The organism is Clostridium sp. JN-9, assembly GCF_004103695.1.
In the GTDB taxonomy this organism is placed as follows: domain Bacteria; phylum Bacillota; class Clostridia; order Clostridiales; family Clostridiaceae; genus JN-9.
In genome coordinates, this window is record NZ_CP035280.1 from 1,610,988 (window position 1) to 1,622,870 (window position 11,883).

The 11,883-nt window shown below is 31.4% G+C and carries 11 protein-coding genes; all 11 read left to right on the forward strand.

Annotated features, from left to right (window positions below; all coding sequences use genetic code 11):
- The first annotated feature begins 248 nt into the window (after positions 1 to 248).
- The 11 genes from pta to ftsY all read left to right on the forward strand — a co-directional run bounded on the left by pta (position 249) and on the right by ftsY (position 11,758).
- Complete coding sequence (gene pta / locus EQM05_RS07795) at positions 249 to 1,247, forward strand: phosphate acetyltransferase (RefSeq protein ID WP_128751066.1); 999 nt, start codon at positions 249 to 251, stop codon at positions 1,245 to 1,247.
- A 29-nt stretch (positions 1,248 to 1,276) separates the two neighbouring features.
- Complete coding sequence (locus tag EQM05_RS07800) at positions 1,277 to 2,473, forward strand: acetate kinase (protein WP_128749510.1); 1,197 nt, start codon at positions 1,277 to 1,279, stop codon at positions 2,471 to 2,473.
- Positions 2,474 to 2,605: 132 nt separating this feature from the next.
- Positions 2,606 to 3,097 (forward strand): DUF177 domain-containing protein, encoded by a 492-nt coding sequence (locus tag EQM05_RS07805; RefSeq protein WP_128749511.1) that lies wholly within the window; start codon positions 2,606 to 2,608, stop codon positions 3,095 to 3,097.
- Between the two features lie 21 nt (positions 3,098 to 3,118).
- The gene (rpmF, locus tag EQM05_RS07810; protein ID WP_128749512.1) at positions 3,119 to 3,301 is read left to right on the forward strand and encodes a 50S ribosomal protein L32; all 183 of its coding nucleotides are present in this window, start codon (positions 3,119 to 3,121) and stop codon (positions 3,299 to 3,301) included.
- 68 nt (positions 3,302 to 3,369) lie between these two features.
- Entirely contained in the window at positions 3,370 to 4,374 is a 1,005-nt protein-coding gene (gene plsX, locus EQM05_RS07815; RefSeq protein ID WP_128749513.1) for a phosphate acyltransferase PlsX, read from the forward strand.
- A 116-nt stretch (positions 4,375 to 4,490) separates the two neighbouring features.
- On the forward strand, positions 4,491 to 4,724 hold the full coding sequence (gene acpP, locus EQM05_RS07820; protein ID WP_128751067.1) for an acyl carrier protein: 234 nt from the start codon (positions 4,491 to 4,493) through the stop codon (positions 4,722 to 4,724).
- 130 nt (positions 4,725 to 4,854) lie between these two features.
- Positions 4,855 to 5,562 (forward strand): ribonuclease III, encoded by a 708-nt coding sequence (gene rnc / locus EQM05_RS07825; RefSeq protein WP_128749514.1) that lies wholly within the window; start codon positions 4,855 to 4,857, stop codon positions 5,560 to 5,562.
- Positions 5,555 to 6,643 (forward strand): radical SAM protein, encoded by a 1,089-nt coding sequence (locus EQM05_RS07830; RefSeq protein ID WP_128749515.1) that lies wholly within the window; start codon positions 5,555 to 5,557, stop codon positions 6,641 to 6,643. The genes rnc and EQM05_RS07830 overlap by 8 nt, the downstream gene beginning before the upstream one ends.
- Positions 6,644 to 6,698: 55 nt before the next feature.
- Positions 6,699 to 6,959 (forward strand): stage V sporulation protein S, encoded by a 261-nt coding sequence (locus EQM05_RS07835; RefSeq protein WP_128749516.1) that lies wholly within the window; start codon positions 6,699 to 6,701, stop codon positions 6,957 to 6,959.
- A 292-nt stretch (positions 6,960 to 7,251) separates the two neighbouring features.
- Positions 7,252 to 10,815, forward strand: a complete 3,564-nt coding sequence (gene smc / locus EQM05_RS07845) for a chromosome segregation protein SMC (RefSeq protein ID WP_128749518.1) — start codon at positions 7,252 to 7,254, stop codon at positions 10,813 to 10,815.
- A gap of 31 nt (positions 10,816 to 10,846) precedes the next feature.
- Positions 10,847 to 11,758, forward strand: a complete 912-nt coding sequence (gene ftsY / locus EQM05_RS07850) for a signal recognition particle-docking protein FtsY (protein WP_128749519.1) — start codon at positions 10,847 to 10,849, stop codon at positions 11,756 to 11,758.
- The last annotated feature ends 125 nt before the right edge of the window (positions 11,759 to 11,883 follow it).

Consider the following 11,883-nt stretch of genomic DNA (forward strand, 5'->3'; position numbering starts at 1 on the left):
TCTCCTCCAATTATTTTCTATTAATTAAGTATGAATTTACTAATATGGGTATAATTAAAAAGTATCAGTAAATTTATTACCAGTCAACAATTTATATGAATAAGTTAGCATTTTTAAGTTAATTACAATTAAATTAATCATAATATGAAAAATTAAAGTATTTTTTCTTGAAAATGATATACTAAATAGATTATAGTATATATGTATACGTTATTAAGAAATGTCCTAATATGAAGGGAGAAATGAACATGGAACTTATGAACAAAATCTGGAAGTTAGCACAAAAAGATAAAAAGAGAATTGTGCTTCCAGAAGGAGAAGAAGAAAGAAATTTACAAGCTTCTGAGAAAATCAGGAACAATGGTCTTGCAGAATTGATTTTGGTGGGAAATAAAAAAGTCATCACTGAAAATGCAGCAAAGCTTGGAGTGAACATTGATGGAGTTGAAATTAGAGACCCTGAAAATGATGAAAAGGCTTCAAGTTATGCAAATGAATTTTATGAATTAAGAAAGAAAAAGGGAATGACACCAGAAAAAGCAGCAAAGATAGTTAAAGATCCTCTTTATTTTGCCACAATGATGGTAAAGATGGGCGATGCTGATGGTATGGTATCTGGTGCAATTCATACTACAGGAGATTTATTAAGACCAGGTCTTCAAATAATTAAAACTGCACCAGGTGTAAGTGTGGTTTCAAGTACATTTATTATGATGGTGCCTGAATGTGAATTTGGAGATTCAGGGTTACTTTTATTCGCAGACTGTGCAGTAAACCCAAATCCAACCACAGAGCAATTAGCTTCAATAGCAATAAGCACAGCAGATACTGCTAAAAATTTATGCGGCATAGAACCAAAAGTTGCAATGCTCTCATTTTCAACTATGGGAAGTGCAGACCATGAACTGGTTGATAAGGTGAGAAATTCAGTTGAAATTGCAAGGGGAATGCGCAAAGACATAGAAATAGATGGAGAATTGCAGCTTGATGCTGCTATAGTAAAAAAAGTTGCTGATTTAAAGGCACCAAACAGTAAAGTTGCTGGAAGGGCAAATGTATTGATTTTCCCAGACTTGCAGTCAGGTAACATTGGATATAAATTAGTTCAAAGATTTGCCAAAGCTGAAGCTATAGGACCAGTATGCCAGGGGTTTGCTAAGCCTATTAATGATTTGTCAAGAGGATGTTCCTCAGATGATATAGTTAACGTTGTAGCTGTGACTGCGGTCCAAGCTCAAAATTCATAATAAAATTTTACTAAGGGGAGGTAAAAATTATGAAAGTACTAGTAATTAATTGCGGAAGCTCTTCATTGAAATATCAGTTAATTGATATGGAAAATGAAAATGTTTTAGCAAAAGGATTAGTTGAAAGAATAGGTATTGATGGATCTATTTTAACTCAAAAGGCAAAGGGTGAAAAATATATTATTCAGCAGCCTATGAAAGACCACAAAGATGCAATAAAATTAGTTCTGGATGCACTTGTGGATAAAGAACATGGCGTAATTTCCAATATGTCAGAAATAGGAGCTGTAGGACACAGAGTTGTTCATGGTGGAGAAAAATATGACAATTCAGTGCTTATAGATAATGTTGTGATGAAGGCACTTAAAGAATGTGTGAAGCTTGCACCACTACATAATCCACCAAACATTATTGGAATTGAAGCATGTAAACAGTTAATGCCAGACACTCCAATGGTGGCTGTGTTTGATACAGCATTTCATCAAACTATACCTGAATATGCTTATATATATCCTCTGCCTTATGAATTATACAAAAATAATGGAGTGAGAAAATATGGATTTCATGGAACTTCTCACAGATTCGTATCAAATGAAGCAGCTAAAATGATGGGAAAGAACATTGAAGATTTAAAGATAATAACATGTCACCTGGGAAATGGTGCAAGTTTATGTGCAGTAGATGGAGGTAAATCTGTTGAAACCAGTATGGGATTTACTCCACTTGAAGGAATAGCAATGGGTACCAGATGCGGAAGTATAGATCCAGCTATTATTCCTTTCTTAATGGAAGAGCTTAATATGGATATTGATAAGGTTAACAATTTATTAAATAAAGAATCCGGAGTACTTGGGATTTCAGGTATCAGCAGTGATTTCAGGGATATTGAATCTGCTGCAGAAAAGGGAAATTCAAGGGCTAAATTAGCTTTAGATGTTTTCTACTATAAAGTAAGAAAATTCATTGGATCATATGCTGCTGTAATGGGCGGAGTAGACTGCGTTGTATTTACTGCAGGACTTGGAGAAAATTCATTTGAATGCAGAGAACAATCATGCAAGGGATTGGAGTTCCTTGGCATTAAGATAGATCATGAAAAGAACAAATGCAGAGGAATTGCAAAGGAAGTAAGTACAGATGATTCTAAGGTAAAGGTATTTGTTATACCTACAAATGAAGAGCTTATGATTGCAAAAGACACTGTAAAAATAGTCAATTCACTATAGTTTATATATAACTGAGCGCCATTTGGCAGCTCAGTTATATCATTACATATAAAACTCTGTATATCAAAAATACTTGACTTTTAATTACCCAGCTTATATAATAAATTGTGGTTATTACATCGAGGTGATTATATGTTTGTTGATTTGAAAGATTTACTATCCAAGAAAAAGATTTCCAAGGAACTTGACTTAACTATTGAAGAAAAATCCTTTAATGATTCAAATGAAGAAATAGAATTTTTAAGTCCAATAGTTTTTAATGGCAGCATAAATATAATAGGTGATATAATTAATCTAACAGGAACAGTAAAAACAAAAATACAACTTATATGTTCAAGATGTTTAGAACCTTTTCCATATGATATAAATTTAAAGATAAATGAAAAATTTTCAAACATAATAGCTAATGAAGATGTTGATGTCATCTTTTTAGATAGTGATACCATTGATATCACAGAAATAATAGTAAATAATATTATACTCACATTACCCATAAAAAGGTTGTGTAAGGAGAATTGCAAGGGCTTATGCCAGCAATGCGGGTCAAATCTCAATAACTCAGTTTGTAATTGTGTTAAAGATGATATAGATCCAAGATTAGCTAAGCTAAAAGATTTGTTTTGACAGATTAAGGAGGTGTTTACTGTGGGAAATCCAGCTAGAAGATTTTCAAAAGGTAGAAGAGATTCAAGAAGAGCTCAGACTTTTAAATTAAGCTTACCAGGAATCGTTGAGTGTCCTCAGTGTCATGAAATGAAACTTGCTCATAGAGTATGTAAAAACTGCGGATATTATAAGGGCAAAGAAGTTGTAGCTGTGGAAAAGTAATTAGAAGAAAGTCATTTGACTTTCTTTTATTTTTACAACTTTTATATTTAAATGAGGGGGAATGAGATATGAAGATAGCTATTGATGGAATGGGAGGAGATAATTCACCTTCTGCCATCGTTGAGGGCTCTGTAATGGCTGTAAAGGAATTTGGTGTTGAACTTATAATAACCGGTCCGGAAGATGCTATACGCAGTGAGCTTGAAAAATACCAATATCCTAAAGAGAAAATTACCATATTAAATGCAACTGAAGTTATCAGTACTAATGAACCTCCAGTTATGGCCATTAGAAGGAAAAAAGATTCCAGCTTATACAAAGCAATTGAACTTGTAAAAAAGGGTGAAGCTGAAGGAGTTGTATCAGCTGGAAGTACGGGTGCTTTTATGGCAGGATCACTTTTTATAGTGGGAAGAATTAAAGGTATAGACAGACCAGCTATAGCACCTGTTATACCTGGCAAAAATGGACCTTTTATGGTTATAGACTGTGGAGCAAATGCTGAGTGCAAACCTTTAAATTTACTTCAATTTGCCGTTATGGGAAAGGTGTTTTTCCAGAACTTCATGTCAGTTAACAACCCGACTATTGGACTTATTAATATTGGGGTAGAAGAAGAAAAGGGCAATGAATTAACTAAATCAGCTTATCAGCTGCTAAAGAATTCATCATTAAATTTTGCTGGTAATATTGAACCAAGAGATATTTCAAGTGGTGACGTGAATATTTTAGTTTGTGATGGGTTTGTAGGAAATACAGTACTGAAGATGTATGAAGGGGTTGCTTTCAATATATTCAGCATGTTAAAAAAAGAAATAATGTCATCTACTATGAGTAAAATAGGAGGAATGCTGTTAACACCAGTATTTAAGGGATTTAAAAAGAAATTCGATTATAAGGAATACGGCGGAGCTGCTTTTTTAGGAGTAAAAGGTATTTGTATTAAGGCACATGGAAGCTCTGATGGTAAAGCAATTAAAAATGCCATATGGCAGGCAAAAAAGGCCTGCGATAATAAGCTAATTGATAAGATAAAAAATGAATTAGAAATGAATCCCATAAACCAGCAGTAAATTGCTAATTACAAAATTTTTGAATAAATATCTTTTTAAAGTAAATATTATTTTATGTTGACGGTTTTAAGCTTATGTAATATTATTTACTTATGAAGTTCATAGGAGGTGAAAGTATGATATTTGAAAAAATAAAAAATATTATATCTGAACAATTAGGAATTGATGCAGATGAAATTTCTATAGATTCATCATTTGTAGATGACCTAGGAGCAGATTCTCTTGATATAGTAGAGTTGATTATGGCATTAGAAACAGAGTTTGATCTTGAAATACCAGACGAAGATGCTGAAAAGATTTCAACAGTTAACGATGTTGTTGAATACATAAAAGCTCATACAGAGGAATAATCTAAGACCCCGTTTGCATCACGGGGCTTTATATTTATACAAAATTATATATAAATAAACAGTTTATTCTTGAATGTGCTATTTATATAGCATATTGAAGAATGAACTCTAAAGGCTAAGGGGTAGATTAATGATAGAAAGAAGTAATTTATTAAATGAGCTGGAGTTTAAACTTCAAATTTCTTTTAAAAATCTGGAACTTTTAAATATAGCTTTAACTCATAGTTCATATGCAAAACAGAAGCAGAACATGAAATATTATGAAAGACTGGAGTTTTTAGGTGACTCAGTTTTGCAGATATGTATTTCCGATATTTTATTTAATAGATTTAAAAATAAAAGTGAAGGCGAGCTTACAAAGCTGAGAGCATTAATAGTATGTGAAAATTCACTTTATGAAATTGCTAAAGAGTGGAATCTTGGAGAATACATACTTATGAGTAAGGGAGAGGAACTAACCGGCGGCAGGGAGAGAGTATCAATATTAGCAGATTGCGTAGAGGCAATAATTGCTGCAATTTATTTAGATAGTGGTTTTGAAAAGGCTATGAAATTTATTCAGCATTATTTTGAAGATGTAATATTAAAGGCAATGAATGATAAAATAATAATTGATTATAAAACCAAGCTTCAGGAGGTACTTCAGAAAAATGGAGATGTATCAATAGTTTATAACCTTGATAAGTTTGAAGGACCACCTCATAGAAGAAAATTTTTTACACAGGTTATAGTTAATGACAAAATCTGCGGCTATGGAATGGGATATAGCAAAAAAGAGTCTCAGCAAGCTGCAGCTAAGGAAGCCCTTAAAAATCTGGAGGATAATAAAAATGAGTAAATCACATTATATTATTCCAATTTTTGTTCCACATGAGGGATGTCCTCACAATTGCGTGTTTTGCAATCAAAATAGCATTACAGGAGCAAGTAATAAAGTAGATGCAAAATTTGTTAAGGAGACAATTGACAAATATCTTGTAAATATAAACATTGAAAAGTCTATTGTAGAGGTTTCATTTTATGGAGGAACATTTACAGCAATACCAATGGAGAAACAAAGAGAATTATTATCTGTTGCAAAAACATACAAGGAAAATGGAAAAATAAATTATATCAGGCTGTCTACCAGACCAGATTATATTGATAGGACTATTTTAGATAATTTAAAAAAGTATTCAGTGGACATTATTGAATTAGGGGTTCAATCTTTAGATGAAGAAGTATTGCTGAAATCAGGAAGAGGCCACAGCGAAAATGATGTAATAAATGCATCAGCTTTGATTAAGGAATATGGATTTACACTAGGCCATCAAATAATGATTGGACTTCCAGGAGATACTTTTAAGAAAGATATAGAAACCACTCTAAAAGTTATAAATATTGGCCCAAGTATTGCAAGGATATATCCAGCTTTAGTAATTAGAAATACACCTATGGAAATTATGTATAACTCATCTTCTTATAAACCCTATTCATTGATGGATGCGGTTAAAATCAGCAAGGTATTATATGGATTATTTACAAACAGCCATATTAATGTTATAAGAATGGGCCTTCAGCCAACAGAAGAGATAAATGAAGGAAGAGAAATCATATCAGGGCCATTCCACCCGGCTTTTAGGGAATTGGTAGAAAGTTCAATTATTAATGATATGCTTTTGGAGGAAATAGGCCATTTAAAAAGTAAATCCATAACTATATGCATTAACCCAAGGGAGATATCTAAATTATATGCTTATAAAAAGAAATTTTTTAATGACATGAAAGAGCATATTAATACCAAAACAATTATAATACAGCAGATGGAATCTTTAAGTGAGGGAACTTATATGGTAAAGCATGACTCCGTCAGTAAGATACTGTCAAAATATGAATATATAAATAAAAAGTATAAAGAAGGAAATCTTAGCATCATATAGAATTCTTTCCTATGTATATATATTTATTTTGTAGTAAAATCAGGAGGGAATGTTTATGGAATTATTAAGAGTATCATCTCAATCACAACCAAAATCAGTTGCAGGTGCCCTGGCTGCAGTACTAAGAGAAAACAGCAAAGCTGAAATACAGGCTGTTGGAGCTGGAGCAGTAAATCAAGCTATAAAAGCAATTGCTATTACAAGAGGTTTCGTAGCTCCTAATGGTATGGATTTAATTGTTATCCCTGGCTTTTCAGAAATATCAATTGATGGGCAGGATAGAACTGCTATAAAATTTGTCATCGAACCAAGATAAAAAATAAATATTGAATTTATTGATCAAATCTATATACTTTGCAAAAAATACTACATAAATTACAAGTATATAATTCATTGATATTTTTTATGTTATAATATAAAATTATAGGAAATATTAATATTTATAAACAGTCTTAAGAAGGCTGTTTATTTATTTAAAGGTAGGTAGTAAAGCTATGAAAAAAAAGAAAAGAGACAAAATTACTAGAATGTTAGTATATTTTATGATTATAATGTTTGTGATAAGCCTTTTGCCAATGCTATTTAGATAGATTCAAAGGAGTGTAACTATGTTTTTAAAATCAATTGAAATAAGAGGATTCAAATCCTTTGCTGATAAAACAGAATTGAACTTTAAAAAAGGTGTAACAACAATTGTTGGTCCAAATGGCAGCGGTAAAAGTAATATTTCAGATGCCGTCAGATGGGTACTTGGTGAGCAGAGTGTAAAAAGCCTTAGAGGCGGTAAAATGGAAGATGTAATCTTTGCAGGCACCCAATTTAGAAAGCCTGTGGGGTTATGTCAGGTATCATTGGTATTAGATAATTCAGACCATGAATTGTCTTTAGATTATTCCGAAGTGACTATAACCAGGAGATTATACAGATCAGGGGAAAGTGAGTACTATATTAACGGCACACAATGCAGACTAAAAGATGTTAATCAGCTATTTATGGACACTGGTATAGGAAAAGAAGGTTATTCTATCATTGGGCAAGGTAAAATAGAAGCTGTATTAAGCGGAAAGCCTGAGGAAAGAAGAAGTATATTAGAAGAAGCAGCTGGTATAGTAAAGTTCAAGTGGAGGAAGGAAGAGGCTGAAAAAAAATTAGAAAATACTGACCAAAATCTAGTGAGGATTTGTGATATTATAAGTACATATGAGGATAGGATAGAGCCCTTAAAAATTGAAAGTGAAAAGGCAAAATTATTTCTGCAGTTATCTGAGAATTTAAAGGGCAGAGAAGTAAACTTAATAGTTCATTCAATTGATAAGGTGCAAAATAAAATAAATTTATTAAATAATGAATTGGAAGATAATAGGCATAAATATAATGAGGCAAAGAAGAACAATGATTCAATAGAACTGGAATTGCAAAAATATAATGATGAACTTGAAAAATTTGATAAAAATGCCGGTAATGAAAAAAGTATATATTTTGAAAGTAAAAGCAAACTTCAGAGCTTGATTTCAGATAATAATCTACTAGATGAAAGAATAGAAAATATAAATAAAAATCAAACCAGAATATCAGAGGAAATTGGTGAAATAGATTTAAAGCTTGGGAATATAAAAAAAGTTAAGGATACTGAAGTCAATAATGTTAAAGTAATCCAGGGAGAACAATCCAAATTAAATAATGATATAGTAAGCATTGAGAACAATGCTATTAGTATCAATGAGGACTTGGTAAGTAAGGAAGAAAAAATTAAAGACTTAAAAAATGATCAGGTAGATATATTAAGTAAAATGGCTCAAAAAAATAATGATATTTTAAACTTGAGCAATGAAAATGATTCTATTAAAAAAAGACTTGAAAATTTAAAGGTATCTGTTGAAAGTTACAGTAATTCCAGAAAAATTAATTTAACAACAGAAGCTATGCTTAATGAACAGATGAAAAATATAAAAAATAACATAGAACAATATGAAAATACTATAAAAGATAAGAGAAAGAAAATAGCTTTATTAAGCGGTACCTTGCTAAAGGCGGAAAATGATTTAAAACTTGAGAATAATTTATTCAGTAAGATGGAGGCAAACCAGCAAATGCTGATAAACCTTGAAAAGCAGTATGAGGGATACACAAGATCAGTAAAAGTACTTATGCGTCATATAAAGGATAATAAAATTCAAATACCTAAGAATAGTATCAATGTTTTGGGTGAAGTAATAGAAGTTAAAAAAGAACTTGAAGCAGCTATTGAAATTGCATTAGGCGGGGCAATTTCAGACATAATAACTAAAGATGATTTAGTAGCTAAGAAACTAATAGGTTATTTAAAGCAAAATAATATTGGAAGAGCAACGTTTTTACCCTTAAATATAGTAAAGGGAAGGAATATTGACAGCATAAAGTTCATTGAAAAAATAAAAGGATATGTGGGCATTGCAAGTAATTTAGTAAATTACAATAATGAGTTTAAAAGTGCTGTAGAGTTTTTACTTGGACGTACAATAATAGCATCTGATATGGACAGCGCTTTAAATATAGCAAGGTCAATAAATTATAGTTTTAAGATTGTAACACTCCAGGGGGAAGTTGTAAACCCAGGAGGATCTTTAACCGGCGGAAGTATATCACACAGGAGTTCCAACATAATAAGCAGAAAAAGAGAAATTGAAGAGATCAATGGAAGGCTGATACAATCCAAAAATAATATAGATAAATATAGCACTGAAATTATAGAAATCAAGTCTGAAATAAAAGAATTAGATAACATCTGTTTAAATTTAAAGGACAAAGTTTATCAGGAGAAGATAGAAACTACAAAAATTGAAGCCAGAATAAATAGTATTAAAGAAGAAAGCAGAAGATTATCGCAAAATTTAATTGTGTCTAATAATGAGATAGAAAATAATAAAAAACAATTAGATATTAACAATGAGAATAGTAAAAAATTGTCTGCCGATTATAATTTACTCAGGAAAACAAAAGAAGAAAATGAAAAAAATATTTCTGATTTTGAGGATGAACTAGAATCTAAGGGAAAGCTTGTCTCAGAAATAAGAGAAAAATTACTGAAATTAAAAATTAAAAAGGCTCAAGTAGATGAAAACTGCATTTCCAAGGTTAAAGATTTGGAAAGAATGGAAAAGGAAATAAATGAATTAAGAAATAGAATAGAAACCTTAAATAATGAAAAACATCAGAATACATGCTCATTAGAAGAAATAAAAAAGCAAATTCAATGCAGCACAATTAAAATCAACGATTTAAGTGGCAAATTAAAATCCATGGAAGAAAATTTTAAGAACTATGAAGTAGAAAGAATTAAAATAAAAGAAAAAATTAATATAGCTGGTGCTTCAAAGGAACAATCTCAATTATTTATAAATAAACTTGAAAATGAACTTCATAAAATAGATGTGGCAATGGCAAAAAATGATGCCGAAAAAGAAAGTATATATAACAAATTAAATGAGGAACTTGAAATTACTTATGCGGAAGCTCTAAAATACAAAAGTGATATAGATAACTTAGATAGCTATAAGAAAGAAGTTCAGGCATTAAAAAATAAAATTAGTTCATTAGGCACTGTAAATGTAGGCTCTATTGAAGAATATAAAGACATAAAAGAAAAGTATACATTTATGTCTGCTCAAAAGGAAGATTTAATACAGGCAAAGGACGAGCTTTTGTCAGTAATCCAGGATATGACAAATAAAATGAAGGTAGTTTTTAAGGAAAATTTTAATAAATTAAGGGTTAACTTTAATGAAACCTTCAGAGAGCTATTTAAGGGAGGCAGTGCTGATTTAATTTTAAGCCAGGGGGATGAATTAACAGGAGTAATTGATATTACAGTACAGCCCCCAGGTAAAAAACTTCAGAACATTAATTTAATGTCTGGAGGAGAAAAAGGATTATCGGCTATTGCATTGCTATTTGCTATCTTAAAAATGAAGCCTACTCCATTCTGTATTTTAGATGAAATAGAAGCTGCCCTTGATGATGCTAATGTTATAAGGTATTCAGAGTTCTTAAGAAAGTTTTCTAGTAATATTCAATTTATAGTAATTACACATAGAAAGGGTACAATGGAAGCAAGTGATGCCCTATATGGAGTAACAATGCAGGAAAAAGGAGTATCTAAGATAGTTTCAGTAGATTTAGTTCAGGCTTTGTAAATTCTATGGAATAATTATTGGAGGTAAGTGAATGTTTGGAAGTTTTTTTAACAGATTAAAGGAAGGTTTATCAAAAACAAAGGATAATTTTACTGGAAAGATAAATGAAATGCTTAAACTGGCAGTTTACATTGATGATGACTTATATGAAGAACTTGAAGAAATATTAATTAGTGCTGATATAGGTGTTGAAACTACACTTTTTATAATTGAAAAATTAAAGGATAAGATTAAAGAAGAAAGAATTTCAGATCCTTCATTGGTTAAAAAGTGTTTGAAGGAAGTAATTATAGACATTTTAGGAGACGAAAAAGGAAGCATTTCTCCAAAAGAAATACCAGAAGTACTTTTAATTATAGGAGTTAATGGAGTTGGAAAAACAACATCCATAGGGAAAATTGCATACAGATTAAAAGAGAATGGTTATAAAGTCCTGATGGCAGCTGCAGATACTTTCAGAGCAGCGGCAATAGATCAGCTGCAGGTCTGGAGCGAAAGAGCAGGAGTAAGTATAATTAAGCACCAGGAAGGGTCAGACCCTGCTGCAGTTGTATTTGATGCTATACAAGCGGCAAAGGCAAGAAATACTGATGTGTTAATTTGTGATACAGCTGGAAGGCTTCATAACAAGAAGAACTTAATGGATGAGCTTGGAAAAATCAATAGGATAATAGACAGAGAGTACAGTGATGCAAAGAAAAAAACATTTCTTGTACTAGATGCAACTACTGGACAAAACGCAGTTCTTCAGGCCAAACAATTCATGGAGGTTTGTCCATTGGATGGCTTGATTTTAACTAAGCTGGATGGAACTGCAAAAGGAGGCATTGTAATTTCTATTAAGCATCAGCTGAATATTCCTGTAACAATGATTGGAGTGGGTGAAGGCATTGAGGATCTGCAGGAATTTAATCCTGAGGAATTTGTAGAAGCATTATTTTAAATGAATTTATTTGAATATGAATTATTTAAGAGGTGTTAAGTAAAAGTACTTGACACCCCTTTATTTCTTTGGTATTATAAATCATGTTAAAAGAATACTAAATAAAAAGGAGAACTCAACTGTAA